The organism is Streptomyces sp. Y1 (genome assembly GCF_041053115.1).
Classification (GTDB): Bacteria; Actinomycetota; Actinomycetes; order Streptomycetales; family Streptomycetaceae; genus Kitasatospora; species Kitasatospora rubellomurina.
On the sequence record NZ_CP163445.1, the window covers coordinates 1 to 17,349 of the forward strand.

Annotated in this window: 14 protein-coding genes; 4 read left to right on the forward strand and 10 right to left on the reverse strand. The window is 73.6% G+C overall.

The features are described from left to right. The first annotated feature begins 289 nt into the window (after positions 1–289). The 3 genes from AB2U05_RS00005 to AB2U05_RS00015 all read left to right on the forward strand — a co-directional run bounded on the left by AB2U05_RS00005 (position 290) and on the right by AB2U05_RS00015 (position 3,849). The gene (locus AB2U05_RS00005) at positions 290–754 is read left to right on the forward strand and encodes a MarR family winged helix-turn-helix transcriptional regulator (protein ID WP_045705386.1); all 465 of its coding nucleotides are present in this window, start codon (positions 290–292) and stop codon (positions 752–754) included. 437 nt (positions 755–1,191) lie between these two features. After that, positions 1,192–2,298, forward strand: coding sequence for an NADH:flavin oxidoreductase/NADH oxidase (locus AB2U05_RS00010; protein WP_369181994.1), 1,107 nt, complete (start codon positions 1,192–1,194; stop codon positions 2,296–2,298). Positions 2,299–2,334: 36 nt separating this feature from the next. Continuing rightward, on the forward strand, positions 2,335–3,849 hold the full coding sequence (locus tag AB2U05_RS00015) for a hypothetical protein (RefSeq protein WP_369181995.1): 1,515 nt from the start codon (positions 2,335–2,337) through the stop codon (positions 3,847–3,849). Positions 3,850–3,879: 30 nt separating this feature from the next. On the opposite strand, the gene AB2U05_RS00020 is transcribed toward AB2U05_RS00015, so the two are convergent. Then, positions 3,880–4,524, reverse strand: a complete 645-nt coding sequence (locus AB2U05_RS00020) for a TetR/AcrR family transcriptional regulator C-terminal domain-containing protein (protein ID WP_369181996.1) — start codon at positions 4,522–4,524, stop codon at positions 3,880–3,882. 65 nt (positions 4,525–4,589) lie between these two features. Between AB2U05_RS00020 and AB2U05_RS00025 the strand changes: the two genes are divergently transcribed. Next, entirely contained in the window at positions 4,590–6,026 is a 1,437-nt protein-coding gene (locus AB2U05_RS00025) for an FAD-dependent oxidoreductase (protein WP_369181997.1), read from the forward strand. A 740-nt stretch (positions 6,027–6,766) separates the two neighbouring features. Here AB2U05_RS00025 and AB2U05_RS00030 read toward each other — a convergent pair. From AB2U05_RS00030 to AB2U05_RS00070, 9 genes are all read right to left on the reverse strand, one after another. Then, complete coding sequence (locus tag AB2U05_RS00030; RefSeq protein ID WP_369181998.1) at positions 6,767–7,708, reverse strand: RimK family alpha-L-glutamate ligase; 942 nt, start codon at positions 7,706–7,708, stop codon at positions 6,767–6,769. A 20-nt stretch (positions 7,709–7,728) separates the two neighbouring features. After that, entirely contained in the window at positions 7,729–9,063 is a 1,335-nt protein-coding gene (locus AB2U05_RS00035; RefSeq protein ID WP_369181999.1) for a hypothetical protein, read from the reverse strand. Continuing rightward, a complete protein-coding gene (locus tag AB2U05_RS00040; RefSeq protein WP_369182000.1) occupies positions 9,060–10,244 on the reverse strand; it encodes a hypothetical protein in 1,185 nt (394 codons plus the stop codon). The genes AB2U05_RS00035 and AB2U05_RS00040 overlap by 4 nt, the downstream gene beginning before the upstream one ends. A 59-nt stretch (positions 10,245–10,303) precedes the next feature. Further along, positions 10,304–11,692, reverse strand: coding sequence for a DUF6002 family protein (locus tag AB2U05_RS00045; protein WP_369182001.1), 1,389 nt, complete (start codon positions 11,690–11,692; stop codon positions 10,304–10,306). A 63-nt stretch (positions 11,693–11,755) separates the two neighbouring features. Continuing rightward, entirely contained in the window at positions 11,756–13,030 is a 1,275-nt protein-coding gene (locus AB2U05_RS00050) for an MFS transporter (RefSeq protein ID WP_369182002.1), read from the reverse strand. A 314-nt stretch (positions 13,031–13,344) separates the two neighbouring features. Then, positions 13,345–14,481: a hypothetical protein gene (locus AB2U05_RS00055; RefSeq protein ID WP_369182003.1), complete on the reverse strand. Its 1,137-nt coding sequence runs from the start codon at positions 14,479–14,481 to the stop codon at positions 13,345–13,347. Then, positions 14,478–15,341 carry a hypothetical protein gene (locus AB2U05_RS00060; protein WP_369182004.1) on the reverse strand — a complete coding sequence of 288 codons (864 nt, stop codon included), beginning with the start codon at positions 15,339–15,341 and terminating at the stop codon, positions 14,478–14,480. The genes AB2U05_RS00055 and AB2U05_RS00060 overlap by 4 nt, the downstream gene beginning before the upstream one ends. Then, complete coding sequence (locus tag AB2U05_RS00065) at positions 15,338–16,225, reverse strand: hypothetical protein (RefSeq protein ID WP_369182005.1); 888 nt, start codon at positions 16,223–16,225, stop codon at positions 15,338–15,340. The genes AB2U05_RS00060 and AB2U05_RS00065 overlap by 4 nt, the downstream gene beginning before the upstream one ends. Positions 16,226–16,290: 65 nt before the next feature. Then, positions 16,291–17,157 (reverse strand): hypothetical protein, encoded by an 867-nt coding sequence (locus tag AB2U05_RS00070; RefSeq protein ID WP_369182006.1) that lies wholly within the window; start codon positions 17,155–17,157, stop codon positions 16,291–16,293. Positions 17,158–17,349 lie beyond the last annotated feature (192 nt).

Genomic DNA, 17,349 nt, shown 5'->3' on the forward strand with positions numbered 1-17,349 from the left:
CCCGAACACAACCCCACGAGCACACAGCCCCACGCGGCCGGGGGGAGAACGGGCGGGGCCCACACCGAGGCCCGCGCCGTGCCGAATGCGGATGGCGCCGGGGCCGGGAGGGACGGCGGGCGCCGGGGCCGACCTCGGGGCCCGCGGCGAGCCGCGACCGGCAGCGGGCCGGGGCCCGGGGGCGGGGCCGCGGGGCGAATGCTTGCGGGGGCTTGCTATTGGCCCTGGCCGGTATTTCCACAGGTGGCTTACCCTGGAGGCCAGGACGCTCGGAAGGAGACCAGGGCCCATGACCGCCACGGATCCCGCGCTCACCGCCCTCGCCAACGGCTGGGGGGCCCTGTCGCTGCTGCACGCCAGGATCGAGGCGCACATCGAACGGGCCCTGCAGGGCGGGCACGAGTTGAGCGTGCGGGAGTACTCGCTGCTCGACGTGCTCAGCCGCCAGCACGACGGGGAAGGCGGGCACCTGCAGATGAAACAGGTCGCCGACGCCGTCGTGCTCAGCCAGAGCGCCACCACCCGACTGGTGACCCGACTGGAGGACCGCGGGCTGCTGGCGCGCTACCTATGCCCGACGGACCGGCGCGGCATCTACACCGACGTGACCGCGGCCGGCCTGGAGCTACTGGCGCAGGCCCGGCCGACCAACGACGCGGCGCTGCAAGAGGCGCTGGACGAGGCGGCGAAGCACCCGGAGCTCGCATCGCTGGTCAAGGCGGTGAGGGACGTGGACGCGCCCGCCGCCCGGTAGCCCGGCCGCCGACAGGACGTGTGGCGCCACCGCCCACCCCGGGCGGTGGCGCCACACGTGCCCACGATTGCAGGCGGGATCCGCACCCGCCGCCCTCGTCGCCCCGGCCATCGGCGCCTTCGGGATCCCAGCGCCACCACCGGCCACCCGCCGTGGAGCGCACCCTCCGAAGACGGCCACTGACACACCGGCCCCCACCACGTCCCCGCCGGCCCGGCGAGGCAACGACCACCCTCCACCGGCCCGGCCACGGCCACCACGCTCGCCACCGGCGCCGGCGCCGACGCTGCCGCCGGGTCGTAGCCCCCCGGGTCCCCTCACAGTCCTTACCCTTGCAAATTACCTTCATGCGCAACTATTGTTTGAGCACACAAAGTGCCGACGCAATGATGTTCCGGCGTCCCGATGCCCGCCCGCCCCGGCCCCCAGGAGTCCGCATGAGTACCCCCGCCCTCTTCACCCCCTACACCCTGCGCGACGTCACCACCCGCAACCGGGTCTGGATGCCGCCGATGTGCCAGTACAGCGCCGCACCCGCGGGGGACCTGGCCGGCGTGGCCACCGACTGGCACTTCACCCACCAGGGCGCCCGCGCCGCCGGCGGCACCGGGCTGATCATCACCGAGGCCACCGCCGTCAGCCCCGAGGGCCGCATCAGCCCGTACGACCTCGGCCTGTGGAACGACACCCAGACCCAGGCCCTGCGCCGCATCACCGCCTTCCTCAAGGACCAGGGCACCGTCCCCGCCATCCAGCTCGGCCACGCCGGCCGCAAGGCCTCCACCGAACGCACCTGGGTCGACCGCGGCCGCCCGCTGGCCGCCGACGAACCCCACGGCTGGCGCCCGCTCGCCCCCAGCGCCCACGCCTTCTCCCCCGCCCACACCACCCCCGACGAACTCACCCGCGAACAGATCGACGTCATCGTGCGCCAGTTCGCCGACGCCGCCACCCGCGCACTCGCCGCCGGCTACCAGGCCGTCGAGATCCACGGCGCCCACGGCTACCTGATCCACGAATTCCTCTCCCCCCACACCAACCACCGCACCGACGCCTACGGCGCCTCCTTCGAAGGCCGCACCCGCCTCGCCCTCGAAGTCGTCGACGCCGTGCGCGCCGTATGGCCCGAACACCTCCCGCTGTTCTTCCGCACCTCCGCCACCGACTGGCTCAGCGAGGACACCACCGACCAGCGCGAAGGCTGGACCTCCCAGGACACCGTGCGCCTGGCCAAGGAACTGCTGGCCCGCGGCGTCGACCTCATGGACGTCTCCACCGGCGGCCTCGTCCCCGACGCCCGCATCGACGCCACCCCCGGCTTCCAGGTCCCCTTCGCCGAAGCCGTGCGCACCCAGACCGGCATGCCCGTCGCAGCCGTCGGCCTGATCACCGAGGCACGCCAGGCCGAGGACATCCTCGCCTCCGGCCGCGCCGACGCCGTCCTGATCGGACGCGAACTGCTGCGCGACCCCTCCTGGGCGCGCCGCGCCGCCGCCGAGCTCGGCGCCGACTTCACCGGGCCGGTGCAGTACCACCGCGCCTGAACGCCCGGCCCGCACCGGAACATGCGAAGGTGAGGCATGTTCAGGTTACGCATCGCAGCGACGCACGCGCCGGGACCATGGCAGTGGGACGGCACCCGATGGCGGTGCGCCACCTCGTGGATCGAACCACTGCGCCACCCGCTGACCACCTGGTCGTGCGCGGCGGACGGGACGCGCACCTCCTTCACCAACACCGCCCGCACCAGCGGCAGTTCGACCGCCCCGGGGCCGGGCCCCGGGGCGGTCGACGACTGCCAGGACTGGGTACGGGTGGAGCTCGACCCAGCCGGCGGGGGCCGGGTCCGGGTGCGGGTGAGCACCGGCACCGCCGGCACCGCGCCGCTCTACCTCGCCGCCGGCCGCGACGCACTCCACGCCTCCTGGGACCTGCTGGAGCTGCGCCACCACGCCACCGGCCTGAACGTCCTCGAAGCCGCACGGCGCCTGGCACCGGCCGTCCGCTACACGGACGCGACGCTGTGGGCGGGGGTGCACCTGCTCACCGAACGGGCCTTGGCGACCTACGAGTTCGGCCGTCTGTCCGTACGCCTGCCCGAACCCGCCGAACCCACCGAACCCGCTGCGCAGGAGGAGACGGACCCTGTCGAGACGTTCGGGCACCTGCTCGACGAGGCCGTACGGCAGGTGCCGTGGCGGACGGGCGCCACGGCCGTACTACTGCCCGGCGACCTCGCCAGCGCCAACACCGCCCTGTCACTGGCCACCGACGAACGCGGCCACCACCTCACCACGGCCGCCCTCGTCCTGGACGGCGAACGAGGCACACAACAACTACGCCGCCGCGCCGCACTGCTGGAACACCTGGGGCGCGGGTGGGCGGACGTACAGGTGGCGGCGGCAGAACACCTGCCGTACGCCCCAGGATCACTGCTCGACCAAGGGACGGCCGTGTCGCCGTACGAAGACCTCTACCTCGACGCCGCCGACACACTCCACGCCGTGCTGCAGGAACGCGGGACACAAGCGCTGTTCACCGGAGTGGGCGGCACAGAACCGACGGCACCCCGCGGCGGCGCGGCGCCACCGGCGGCGCCGGGATGGTTGGGGCCGGTGGCGCGAGAGGCGTTGCGGGAGGTAGACACGGGATTGGCGCCGGCATCGGTGGTGTCGGCGCGCGCGTTGATGGTGAAGGCGGGGATGGCCGCGCCACTGCTACGCCGCGGCCTGTGGCCGATACACCCCCTCACCGACACGGCGCTGGCAGGATGGTGCGCGTCCCTGCCGGCACCCTGGCGCGCGAACCGGCGGCTACTGCGGGAACGGATCCAACGCCGCGCCATGGCGCCGGAGGTGGCCCAGCCGCCGCTGACGGAACACTTCGGCACCATCATGGACTCGGCCGTACACCACCACGGCGCCCGGCACATCCGGCGACTCCTCCACGAAGGCTCGCCGCTACTGGAAGCCGGACTGCTCGACGCGGTGGCGCTGCGCGAGGTCGCCGAACGCCTCGAAACCGGCAACCTCCAGCGCGGCGACCGCAGCGTGCTGTTCACACTGACCACCAACTCGGCACTCACAGCACACTGACCGGCCACCGGGGGCCCGCGAGGCCGGGGGTCAGGTCAGCAGGGTCGCCTCGATGCCGGCGAGGACGGCGGTCAGCCCCTGGTCGTAGCCGTGGTCGAAGTCGTCGAACATGACGCGGCCGGCCTCCGCCGCCAGGGGGTGGTCGGCCAGGCGCCGGGCGCGGGCATCGAGGTCGTGACCGCCGTCGCCGGTGAAGTCGTTGGGGCCCATGGCCTGCTGCTCGATGGTGTAACCGATGGTGTACGCGTAACCGGTGTACCAGGCACGGGCGGCCGCGGGCAGGGTGAAACCGGCATCGACGAGCACACGCAGACCCGCTTCCTGGCCGGCCGCGAAACCGGTGTCGGTGAACCGCGAGCCGCTGAACACCCGGGCGCCGTCGCGGTGGCGCAGGAGTTCCGCGCGCAGGGAGTGCATGGTGGCGAGATAGGTCTCGCGCCAGTCGCCACTGGGGGGCAGCGGGGTGGCGCTCATGCGGCGCATCATCTCGGTGGCCATCTCGTCCAGCAGAGCCTGCTTGTCCTTGAAGTGCCAGTACAGGGCAGGTGCCTTGACATCGAGTTCGGCGGCGATGGCACGCAGGGTGAGGCCGTCGAGGCCGGTGCGGTCCAGGAGGGCGAGAGCGGCGTCGACGACGGTGGCACGGTCGAGTCGGGGAGTGCGCTGGGCGGTCACGCTTGACAGTTTAACGGCGTTAAGTCCATGCTTCGGGACACCAGCCACTTAACAACGTTAAGGAGATGCTCGTGGACACCCCCGCGCACACCGACGTCCTGATCGTCGGCGCCGGCCCCACCGGACTCGCCCTCGCGATCGACCTCGCCCGCCGCGGCACCGACGCCCTGCTCGTCGAACGCGCCCCGGCCCTGTCCCCCGGCTCGCGCGGCAAGGGCCTGCAGCCGCGCACCCTGGAGGTCCTGGAGGACCTCGGCGCCCTGGAAGCGGTACGCGCCCACGCCGCCCCCTACCCGCCGCTGCAGCTGTGGAACGGGGGCCGACCCCAACGCGAACAGCGGATGTTCGACGCCATCAAACCCACCCAGGCCCAGCCCTACACCCAGCCGCTGATGCTGCCGCAGTGGCGCACCCAGCAGGTGCTGCACGAGCGGCTGCGCGCACTCGGCGGGCGCGTCGCCTTCGGGCACGAGCTGACCGCCCTGACCCAGGACGAGCACGGCGTCAGCGCCGAGTTCACCGGCGGCCACCGCGTGCGGGCCCGCTACCTGGTGGCCGCCGACGGCGGGCGCTCCACCGTACGCACCCTGCTCGGCATCGGCATGAGCGGCCAGGACGTCGACCCGCAGCCGATGGTTGTCGCGGACCTGCGCATCAACGGCCTGGACCGCGAACACTGGCACGTCTTCCCACCCACCGACGACCAGGCCGGCGGCGCCACGCTGGCACTGTGCCCACTACCCGGCGGCCAGGACTTCCAACTCCTCGCACGCCACCGGGGCACCGACGAGATCGACCTCACCCTGGAAGGCCTGCGCGCCGCCGTCACCGCCCGCACCCACCTGCACGCCGACCAGATCGAGGCCGTGCACTGGGCCTCCACCTTCAAAGCCAGGACCGCCCTGGCCGACCGCTTCCGCGACAGGCGCGTCCTGCTCGCCGGGGACGCCGCGCACCTCCACTCCCCCGCCGGCGGCCAAGGCCTGAACACCAGCATCCAGGACGCCTACAACCTCGGCTGGAAGCTCGACGCCGTCCTGACCGGCACCGCGCACACCTCCCTGCTCGACACCTACGAACAAGAACGCCGCCCCAACGCCGCAGCCATGCTCGAACTGACCACCGCCGTCCACCACGGCAAGGCCCGCCGCGGACGCGCCACCGCCCAACTCGACCTCGGCTACCGGCAGTCCCCGCTGTCCGTGGAGACCCGCCCCGACCTGCCCGAGGACGCCCTGCACGCCGGCGACCGCGCCCCGGACGGCCACCACGCCGGCACACGTCTGTTCCACACCCTCCACGGCCCCCACTGGACCCTGCTCACCGTCAACACCGACACCGAACTACCGGACGCCGCCTGCCCGGTACTACGCATCCCCACCCACCAGGCCTACGGCACAGGCGTGTTCCTCATCCGCCCGGACGGCTACATCGGCTGGGCCGGACACACCACCCACGGCCTGACCACCTACGCCACCCGCCACGGCGCACCCATCGGCTGACCACCCGACCCCGCCAACCCACCCGCTCAACACGGCAGATCACGCCCCGGGACGCGCAGGACGCCATCCCCCTCCCGCACGGGCCACTCCGGGAAGGCCTCGGCACAGCCCCCGGGCTCCCCCGGTTCCGCGGGCTCCCCGGCCGATGCACAGCGCCGGCGCTCCAAACGCCCGCGCCGAAGCCCCGCCTCGTCGCCCCGCACCTCCGGCTCCGACCACCGCACCTCCGGCACGGCCGGGCGGGCCGTCGCCCAGTCCTCGCCGCGCCACGCCCCCCACTCGCCGGGCATCCCGTCCACCAGGTACTCCTCGAAAGCACTCACGCCGCGCATTCAAGCAGCACCACCCCGAGCCGGAACAGTGCCGTGCGGCCCCCAACTCCCCTCCTACCGTCCGAAGTCGCGCGGGCCGCCCGGTCCCCGGGGCGGACGGTGTCGGCAGGTGTCCGCGCCACCACGCGCGGCCGCCCTCCAACGGAGCGCCGTAGGAGCAGCCGACCGGATCGTCGCCGTCGTAGGCCACGACACACACGTAGCCGGGCCGGGCACTCCAGTGACGGGCGAACCGGTCGAACCGCCGGACGAACGGGTCGCCGGCCTGGTCCCGACAGGCGTCCGCGTGGACGTCGACCAGCAGGTGCACGTGGTCAACGGGAAGGGCGCCGGCGGCCGATGGGCTCTCGCGAGACCGGCGAGGTGGGAGCCGCGCCTGCGGGAGATGGGACGGCGGTGGAGGCGGGGTCAGGCGCGGGTGGTGCGGCGGTGGATCCAGCTGAAGAAGGCGTCGGCGACCAGGTCGCGCTGGGGCTGGGGCAGGTGGGTGAAACCGCCGTGGGCGGTGCTCCATTCGTTGAGGACGGGGCCGGCGGGGGTGGTGAGCCAGTCGACGCACAGCCATTGGGCGCCCAGGGACTCGGCGATGCGCCGGCAGTGGTCGGCGACGAGGTGGTGGTCGTCGTTGGCTTCGGCGCTGCCGCCCTGGCTGAGGTTGGCGAGGTAGCCGCCGGGGCGGGGGCGGCGGGTCAGCGAGGTGACGATGCGCCCGTCCGCGAGGTAGACGCGCATGTCGCCGCTGTGGTCGAGCAGCGGCTGGACGAGGTAGCCGGCGGCGCTCTGGGCGGCGAGGTCGACGGCGGCCTCGAGTTGCTGGTCGGTGTCCACGCGCAGCACGCCCACCCCCATGGACAGTTCGCGGGGTTTGACGATGTAGGGGCCCTCGCCCAGGGCCCGGCGGACGAGGGGGACGGCGCGGCGGGCGTGGCGGCCGGGGGGCAGGGCGATGGTGGGGATGGTGGGCACGCCCACGGTGGCGGCGTGCTGGATGAGGGCGAGTTTGTCGCGCTCCAGGTAGTCGGGGGCGGTGAAGGCGCGATTGAGGAGGACGGCGCCGGCGGTGTGCAGGGTGCGGTAGATCGCGCGCAGCGCCTGGGCGCCCTGGGGGTGGCTGCTGGCGTCCTCGACGATGTAGCTCTGGGGGGTGGCGAGGAGGTCTTCGCCGTGGTGCAGGAGTTGGGGGCGCTCCAGGCACAGGGGCACGAGGTCGGCGGCGGGGATGACGCGGAAGTCGAAGCCGCGGGGGTTTGCGAGTTTGCGGTAGCGCTCGGTGATGCCGGTTTCGAAGGCGTCGATGTCGGCGGGGTCGTAGTCCTCGCTCGGGTAGATCCAGGTGATGAGCCCGGTCACGGGGGGTCTCCTCGGCGATGTCAGGCGGATCGGTGGGTGAGGGCGGCGTTGGCGAGGGCGCCGTGGCCCAGGATGCTGACGACGCCTTCGCCGCCGGGGGGCAGGTAGCGCACCAGGCAGCCGGCGGGCCGGCCGTCGAAGAGGAAGGGGCTGAAGACGGGCTGGACGGGGGCGTGGAAGGTGGTGGTGGCCTGGTCGTCGGCGGCGAACTCCATGGTGATCGGGGCGGGCTCGACGTGTTCCTGGACGATGTGGTCCTCGGCGGCCGCGGCCCGGGTGACGGTCTCGCGCCACAGCCGCGGCTCGCAGGTGCGCCCGACGAGGACCTGCTGGCCGCTCATGCCGATGGCGGGTTTGAGGACGTAGTCCTCGGGGTGGTCGAGGAGGAGTTCGGGCAGGGGGCGGGTGCGGCCGCGGTGGCGGGCGGGGCGGTCCGCCAGGACGCGGGTCCAGGGCAGGTAGCGCTCGACGGCGGCGCGCTCCGTCTCGCTCATCCAGGGCCGGCCCTCGGAGATCCAGGCGAGGACCTTCTTGTTGGCGACCAGGTAGGCGCTCTGGGTGGCGATGAGGGCGCAGCCGGCGTCGAGGGCGGCGCGTACGGGGGCGAGGTCGATGCCGTGGCGTTGCCATTCGAGGATGGTGAGGTGGCGCAGGCCCACCTTGTAGCGGGTGGGGTCGGCGGGCAGGTCCTCGGGTTCGAAGAACTCGGCTTCGAGGCCGTGGCGGCGCAGGGAGTCGAGTTGGAGCTCGAAGTAGCGGCCGGCGGGGTAGTCCCGGCGGGTGCCGAGGAGGGCGACGGCGGGGGGTGCGTGAAGGTCGCGGACGGCGCGGGCGAGCAGGGTGTCGCGCACGGCCAGGGGGTCGGGGGCGGTGAGGGGGGTGGTGTCGGGGCCGCCGAGGGCGTGGGTCCAGGCGCGGGTGTGCAGGGCGGTGTCGACGACGCCGCCGATGCCGGAGCCGATGTTGAACTCGATGAACTTGGGGCCGCCGCCGGTCTCGATGAGGACGTCGGGTCGGGCGATGCACGTGGCGTAGCGCTCTTCGAGGGGACCGGTGACGGTCAGCGGGTAGAGCGCGGGATCGGCACCGAGGGCGGCGATGCGCGAGGCCGGGTCGGGAGCGGCGGTGAACAGGGCGCGGCGCAGCAGGGAGAGGAGAGTGGCGGTGGCGGTGAACAGTTCCCGCCAGGACGCCGGGGGCAGGACCACCGGGTGCAGGGAGCGTTCGGAGGGCACGAGGTTGGCGTATTCGCCGTCCCTGAGGGCGGTGAGGTGGCGGGCGACGTCGGGCAGGGGCAGGCGGGTGTGCAGCGGAGGCGGCTGGGTGCCGTACCACGGCGTGGCGGGGGTGGTCATCGGGCGGCCCGGTGGCGCGGGGTGGTGAGGGGGGCGAGGAAGGTGTCGAGGTCGAGGTGGCGCGTGTGGTGGACGCCGGGGGATGCGGCGCTGTAGTCGAGGCGGGCTGGGCGCTGGTGGTCGTGGAAGTAGACGGCTTCGAGGTGGCCGTGGGGGTCCTCGGCGAGCAGGGGGTTGGCGACGAGGAAGTCGCGGACCTGGGGGGTGTCGTGGTTGACGCGCAGCCACAGGCGTTTTTCGCCGAAGTGGTTGGGGGGCAGGACGACGCGGCTGCCGAAGCGGCGTTTCCACTGGTAGGTGCCCTTGCTGAGGAAGGGTTCGGTGCCCTGGAAGTCGAGGTGGCGTACGCCGTTGCGGGCGGCCCAGTCGATGAGGAGGTGGTAGATGGCTTTGAACGCGCCGCTGTCGTAGTGCTTGCTGTCGCCGTCCTGGATGCCGAGCAGGCGCAGGGTGAGGGTGGCGCTCGCCCGGTCCCAGTGGCACAGGGCGCCGCCGATGCGCTGTCCGTCGTCCTGGGTGAGGGCGAAGAGGCGGCCGGTGCGGAAGAGGCACTCGTAGGCGGCGTCCTTGGTCTCGGTGCGTTCGCGGTCGCCGTGGCGGGCGCGCATGGTGGGGCGGTACATGCGGTCGTAGAACTCGTCGAACCAGCAGGGGTCGTGGACCGGTTGCCAGGCCCAGTGGTGGGTGCGGCGGGTGGCGGCGTACTGCTGGCGTTCGCGTTTGGAGATGCGGGCGCGGGTGGCGTCGGGGCCGGTGTGGGTGTCGACGACGAAGTGGACGCGCATGGGGACGATGAGGGAGGCGGCGCGCGGGAGGGCGCGGGCGCGGGTGGCGCTGGTGCCGATGATGGCGATGTCGGCGTCGGGCAGGGTGGCGGGGTCGCGCAGGTGGCGGCCACTCAGGCGGGTGGTGTCGCGCCGGGCGCTGTCGTGGCCCGCCTCGCGGCGCAGTTCGGTGAACTCCAGGGTGTAGGCGAGGCCTTCGGCGAGGCCGGCGTAGCAGACGGAGAGGCCGGCGAGGTCGGAGCGCACGGCGGGGAAGACGGCGCCGTCGCGGGTGTCCCAGGCGGTGCGGGTGCGGGTGAGGCGGGGGTCGGCGCTGTTGCGCCAGTGGTAGCCGGCGTGCAGGCGCAGGCGATCGGGCAGGGGCAGGCGCGGGGGCGCGGGGGTGGTGGGGGGCACGGGCGGGTTCCTCACGGGTGCGTCGGGGCCGGTCGTCAACCTGGGTGCGGTGCCCGGGCTCACTGGGCGCAGGCGCCCAGGACCAGCCGGCGCAGGGCCTCGGTGTCGGGGGTGTCGTGCAGGTCGCGTGCGCTCAACTGGCCGACCTGGTCGGCGTGGTAGTGGCCGGAGGCGTGGATGAGGATGTCGTCCTCGGGCACGAGGCCGCGGTCGACGGCGTTGAGCAGGCCGACGACGGCCATGACCAGGGACCATTCGCGCACCGCGGTGGGGTTGGCGGGCAGGTCGATGGCGGCGCGGGCGAGCAGGTCGCGGGCCTGGGCGTAGCGCTGGAGGCATTCGGCGAGGGAGACGACGATGCCGCCGCCGCCCTGGGTGTGGATGAGGTGGTTCATGCGGGCGCTGGTGGGCGGGTTGCGGGTGTAGAAGGTGGGGTCGAGGTCCTCGTGGGGGTCGAAGGTGTGGGTGGGGAAGTGCGGGTCGGTGTGCTGGGTGTACAGGCCGGTTGCCGGGTCGCGGGTGTAGGCGGGGGCGTGGGCGGGGTCGACGACGCCGTGGTGGTAGAGGCTGAGGACCATGTCGGGGGCGCCGAGGTGCTGGACGAGGAGGTAGTGCGGCTCGGGGGTGGCGGCCCGCGCGGTGGGGTCGAGGAGGGTGCGGCCGTAGGCGTGGCCGAGCAGGCCGTAGGCGCTGGAGACGGCGTGGACGTGCAGGCGCGGGCGGTCGGGGGCGGGCGGGAAGTGCTGGTGCTCGGCGAGGGCGCGCACGGTGTCGGCGGCCAGGTAGTTCTCCAGCTGCAGGGTGTACCAGAGGTTGGTCTTGGTGGCCTGCTCGATGGGCGTGCGGTGGTCGTCGACGAGGGCTCTGGCGATGGTCTTGACGGCACCGGGGGTGGGGCCGTGGTGGACGGCGATGGGGTTGCGGGCACGCAGGGCGGGGTCGGTGAACAGCTCGGAGCTGCGCAGTTTGGGGACGGAGGCGGCCGGGACGACGGTGATCACGTTGAGCTGGTCGGCGCCGACCAGGCCGCAGGTGATCGCGCGCAGGACGGCGTCGCGCAGGGCGATGGCCTTGTTCGCGGAGGAGGGGGTGACGATGGTGACGCGCTGGCCGGTGTCCTGGATGAAGCGGATCGCGCGGGCGACGATGACCAGGGACGGGTAGGTCTTGGTGGTGCCGGTGGCGGGGTTGCGGGTGAGGTCGAGCAGGGCCAGCTGCTTGCCGGCGTAGTGGCCCATCGGGGCGTGGGCGAGGCCGGAGGGGGCGAGGAAGTCGCGCATCGCGGCGCTCAGGTGCGGCAGTTCGGTGCCGGGGGTGAAATCGCCGCCGGTGTCGGGGGTGGTGGCGCCGCCGGTGTCGGGAGTGGTCTCGGGGGTGGTGGCGAACAGGTCGCGCAGTGCGTGCTGGATGTCCCCGTAGTAGGTGGCCAGTGCGTTCTCGATGAGCATGTCCGAACCTTTCGGGAAGGGGGCGCGCGCGGCGGCGGCCGGGTGGGCCGTGGCGCTCGCGCCTCAGGGCGGGGGCGGGGTGGGCAGGTGGGCGGCGCGCAGGCGCACCGTCCACACGAGCAGGGCCGCCAGGGTCAGGGACACCACGGCGCAGGCCATGCCGGCGCGGATGCCCGCCCGCACGGTGACGGTGCTCGCGACCAGGGCGCCCAGGGGCACGCCCAGGCCGGAGGAGAGCATGCGGCGGGTGGTGTTGACGCGGCTCTGCAGGTGGGGCGGGGTGACTTCCTGGGAGTAGGTCATGGTGTTGACCAGGACGACGAGGTAGGCGCAGCCCCAGGCGGTGATGGCGGGCAGGGCCGGGCGCCAGTCGCGGGTGAGGACGACCAGGACGCCCAGGGCCGCGCCGGCGGGCAGGACGCCGAGCAGGATCCGGAAGGCGTCGAAGCGGCGCAGCAGTCGGGGCAGGAGCAGGGAGCCGCCGATGCCGCCGGCGCTCCAGGCGGTGTAGAGCAGGCCGATGCGCGGGTCGCTGTCGTGCAGGCCGAGTCCGCGGTCGGCGAAGACGACGAGTTGGCCGATGACCGCGCCGCCGGCGAAGGACTGCAGGGTGCCGACGGCGGTGAGCAGGCGCAGGGTGCGGTGGTGCCACAGGAAGCGCAGGCCTTCGGTGACGGAGCGGCGCAGGCTCGGGCGCGGGGGTGGTGCGGGGTGGGGGGCGGGTCGGGTGATGGCGCGCACCAGCAGGGCGGAGGCGGCGAAGCTGAGGGCGTCGCCGGCCAGGGTGGTGGCGGGGCGCAGCGTGGCGATCAGGGTGCCGGCGGCGGCCGTGCCGGTGATGCGCATGAGGGTTTCGACGCCGTAGAGGGCGCTGTTGGCCCGGGCGAGGGCGTGTTTGCCGACGATGTCGGGGACGAGGCCGTAGACGGCGGCTTCGTAGAAGAGGGTGAGGCTGGCGCTGGTGAGGGCGGCCAGCAGGAGGTGGGCGGTGGTGAGGGTGTGGGTGGCGTGGGCGAGGGGGATGGTGGCCAGGACGAGGGCGTTGAGCCAGTCGGTGGCGACCATGAGGCGGCGGCGGTCGACGCGGTCGGCGAGGGCTCCGGCGAGCAGGCCGAAGGCGACGTAGGGCAGGGTGGCCGCGGCGGAGACAAGGGAGACCAGGACGGCGGAGTGGGTCTGCTGGTAGGTGAGGACGGGCAGGGCGACGGTGGTGACGGCGGAGCCGAGTTCGGAGACGGCGCGGGAGATCCAGAACCGGCGGAATGCCGGGTGTTCGCGGAGCAGTCCTGGGGGCTTTTCGGCCGTGGCTTCCTTCTCGGTGGTTTCCTGGTCGGTCATGGTGGTTTATAGGCAGAGTGCCAATGGCAGTGTCAAACCGTCGACGGGATGCAGTCGCATCGGTGACCCCCGCAGTGTCAACTGTGCCTGGATCCGCCTGGTTTGCGGCTAACCGGAAGCGACCCTAGGTGACGGCTGTCATGGACACAAGGGGTCGGTTCCCGCGGACCCGGCTCCACCCGGTCCGCGCGCCAGGGCGGTTGAGTCTGATCGGCCGTCAAGTCGGCTCTGCGGCACGGGGTTTACGGTCGGGAGTGCGGATGGCCGGGTCCCCGGGGCCGGCCGGTGACGGCCGGCCGGCTCCGGGGGCGGGGTCAGGAGAGCAGGTCGGCCTGGAGGGTGACGACCTGGCGGAAGGGCGCGGCCGCGACGCCGCCCGGGTTGGTCATGGTGACGATGCCGACCACGTCGCCGGCGCTCAGGTAGGCGATCCGGCCGGTGGGGTCGTTCTTCGCGCCGCCCTTCTTCGTGCCGTTCAGCGCGGTCAGGCTCACGCCCTCCACGGTGTCCCAGTCCTTGGTGGACGCGCTGTCGCTGTCCGGCACCGCCTTGAGCCGGCCCTTGCCGCGCAGCCAGGTGTAGGCGTCCCAGGACTCGCTGGTGGAGTCGAAGCGCAGCAGCCGGATCTGGGTCCGGGTGCCGTCGGATGCCGTCCACTCCCGCACGGTCGCCCCCACGCACACGTCGCGGTTCAGGACCATGCGCGCCTTGGCCGCGTCGCCCTGCTGCTCGGCGAGGAACGCGTCGCACGGCACCCAGTCGGCGAAACCCGGGGTGGCGGTGGCCGGTGCGGCGGCGGTCGGCGCCGGCGCGGTGGCGGCGGGGGTGGGCGCGGCGGTGGCGGTGGCGTCGGCGGAGGCCGAGGCGGTGGGCGCGGCCGGGGAGGGGAAGGGCACCGGCACCCGGGCGCCGCCGGCCTCCTTCGGGGCGGGCAGCACCAGGTAGCGCAGGTCCGCGTGGTGGGTACGGGCCGGGCTCTGCGGGACGCCCTGGCCCGCGGGCAGCGGCGGCAGGGTCAGGGCGGGGAAGGTGTAGCGGCCGTCGCTCGCGGTGGCCAGGCCCGGGATGTCGGTGCGCTCGGGCGCGGTGACGGCCAGCGCGGTGCCGGTGCCGGCCAGGGCGAACACCGCGGCGGCGCAGCCCCAGCGCACGGCCGCCCGGCGGCGGGCGCGCCGGACCTCGGGGTCCACCGCCGGGGCGGCGGCCTCGGCGGGCGGGGCGTAGAAGGCATCGAGGCCGTCAGCAGGATCCCCGGCAGGAGCCGGAGCGGGAGCGGGGGCCGGAGCGGGGGCCTCGGGGACGACGGGCGCGTCGCGGGCCCAGACGGAGTCCGGCACCGGAGCCTGCGGCGGCACCGACACGGGCGCGGCCGGAGCGGCTGCCGGGGAAGCGGGCGCGGGCTGCGACTCGGGCTGCGGCTCGGGCTGCGCGGCGGTGGGCTGGTCGGTCATGCGGTGGCTCCCGGGGCGGCGAGTCGGTCGAGCTGCGCGGCGAACAGCGCGATGATCTTGTCCTTGGGCAGCGGCGCCGGGCCCTCGGCGTTCATGATCACCAGGAGGTCGCCCTCGGCGGCCGAGCACTCCAGGTAGTCGATCGGCGCGGACGGCGGAGCCGGCATCAGATAGCAGTGCGCCTCCGGGTGACCCGGCACCTGCGGGCCGACCCGGAACAGGCCCGTGTCACCGGTGAAGACCGCCGTGTACTCGTTGATCTTCTGCACCTCCTGCTGGTTGAACTGGCGCAGCTTCACACCGATCAGCAGGTCATCGGCCTCCGTGCGGTAGGTCCGCACACCGGTGCCCTTGACGTGCAGACCCTCCCAGTACTCGCGCATCTTGTCGCGCTGGGCCTTGGGCACCTGCTGCAGCTCGGCGTCCAACTCCTCGGCCAGCTGCTGGCTGCCCAGCTCCGCGTCGTTGCCGTAGCCGCCGTCGTCCGGGCCCAGCCGGTAACCGGCCGGCACGGGCAGCAGCAGGTCGCGCAGCGAGCCGAAGTGACTGCCGTTCGACTTCGCGCCGTAAGGCGTCGCACTCGCACTCGGCACCGGAGCGGCGGCGGGCGCGGCAACCGGGGCCGGGGCGTCGTCGTAGTGGACCTTGATGACGCCGATGCCGATCGCCACGCCGGCCAGCGCCGCCGCCACCGTCGCCGCCGACGCGCGCAGCAGCGGGCTCGCACCGGCGGGCCGGGGCCCGGCGCTCTGCGACTGATCGGCGCTCTGCTGCCCGGAGTCGGGCTGCGGCACGGAGTCGGGCTGCGGCGCGGCCGGCTCGGGGGCGGCCGGGGTGCCGGTCACCGTGTTCTCGCTCATACCAGCCGCTCCCACTGCTCCTTGGCGAGGCTCTTGACGGCCTCGGCGTCCAGCGGCTGGGGAGCGAAGACCTCCACCAGCATCTGCACCGAGCCGCGCTTGGCGGCGGCCGAGCCGTAGTAGTACGTGTCGGTGCTGTCGGCCCAGTGCCGCGGTGTGTCGTAGATGCGGAAACTGCTGTCCACGTCATCGGCGAACTGCTGCCCGCGGTCGGGCTTGGCGTTGTCGGCGTCCTGGGCCGTGTACTGGGTCAGCGTCACCCGGTAGCGGATGCCGTCCTTCTTCCAGTCCACCTCGGCCGCGCGCCGAATGCCGGAGCCGAGCAGGGACTTGAACAGATCGGCCGCATCGCCCTTGTGCTCGGCGAGCTCACCGACCGACACCCAGCTCGCCTTGTCGGGGAAGTCGCCCCAGGGCTCGCTGCCCGCCGGGGGCTTGACCAGCAGTTTGGTCAGGTCGCCCTCGATGGCCGGCGCCTTGGGCTGGGCGGCGGCGAACGCGGAGGCGTCCACCGGCGCGGCCGGGTAGCCCGGCAGGGCGACCTGCAGCGGCGGCAGCGGCGTGGGCGGGCGCTGGGCCTGGACGGCGTAGCCGACGCCGCCGCCGGCCAGCACGCCCAGCACCAGGCCGTACACCGACAGCAGCACCGGGCGGGGGCGGCGCGGCGCGCGCGCCGGCTGCTCGGGGCCGGCGGCCAGCACGTCGCCCGGCGCGGCCGGGGCGAGGGCCGGGCCGGCGTGGGGCGCGGTGTGGGGCTCGGCGCTCAGGTCGGTGATGGCGGCGGCGGGCGCGGGTGACGGCTGTGGCGGTACGGCCGGCGCGGCGGGCGCGGGCGGTACGGCCGGCGCGGGCGCGGGTGACGGCTCCGCGGGTTCGGTGGTCACGAAGGTGGCTCCAGAGGAGGAGAGGCGGAGGAGAAGGAGGCAGGGACTCGGGCGGCGGGGCGGGCTCAGCCGCCGGAGGCCAGCCAGTCGCGCTGGCGCTTCATCAGGTCGCTCAGCAGCGCCTTGTCCGGGGTGCCCTTCACCTCGACGTCGATGGTGTACTGCACATCGCCCTGGCTGGAGACGCCGGTCATCGACCCGGTGTAGGCCTGCTGCTTGGGCTTGCGCAGGAAGCCGTGCGCGTCCGGGTCGCCGTCGATGTCGATCGACTCCTGCGACTTGATGCTGTAGCCCTTGACGAACTGGCTCGCCGTCGCGGCGGAGCCCAGGTGCAGCAGGGTGACGGTCACCTGCGCCTTGCCGTCCGCCGTGCGGTACATGCGGGTGGCGCCGCCCTGGTAGCCCAGCTGGTGCAGGAGGTCCATGATGCCGTCCTGCTTGCCGAAGATCTCGGCGACCTCGTCGTCGGTCATCGTCGCCCCGTCCGCGGGGCCGTAGGACTCGCCGCCGGCCGGGATCGGGAGCAGGAAGTAGCGCAGGTCACCCTCGTGCCTGCCGTCGCTGACCGTGCCCTTGACGGTGCTGGACGGCTTGGGCTGGTCGGGCGCCGCGGTGGGCACGGGGACCGGCACCGCGGAAGGCGTCGGGCCGGCGCTCGCCGCGGCGGTGCGCGCGATCGTCGGCACGGGCGCGGCGGCCGCCGCACGGTCGGCCGGCTTGCCGACCGCGACGGTCACCGCGGCGCTGGCCGCCGTGACGGCGAGGAGCGCGACCGTGGACAGGGCCACCCGCGCCGAGCGCGGCATCCGCCGCACGGCCGGGGCCTGCGGCTGCGGTTCCGCCGGCTGCGGCGGCTCCGGCAGCTCGGGCTGCGGCGGCGCGGGCGGCTGCGGTGCCTGCGGCGCCGCGCTCTCGTTCTCGGGCGTGGACAAAAAACTCCCCCGGGGAAAAAGTGGATTCCACGCGCGGGCCCTCTCACGGAAATCCGCTCCCCCGAGCAGGCCTCCGGACCGTCCATCGCGCGTCTCAGCAGGAAGTATGAGAGTTCGATGACGATCCCGCCAACACAATGAACCGTCACACTCCACCGCAATGCCCGATGAATCGGACAGGCCGTGATCCAA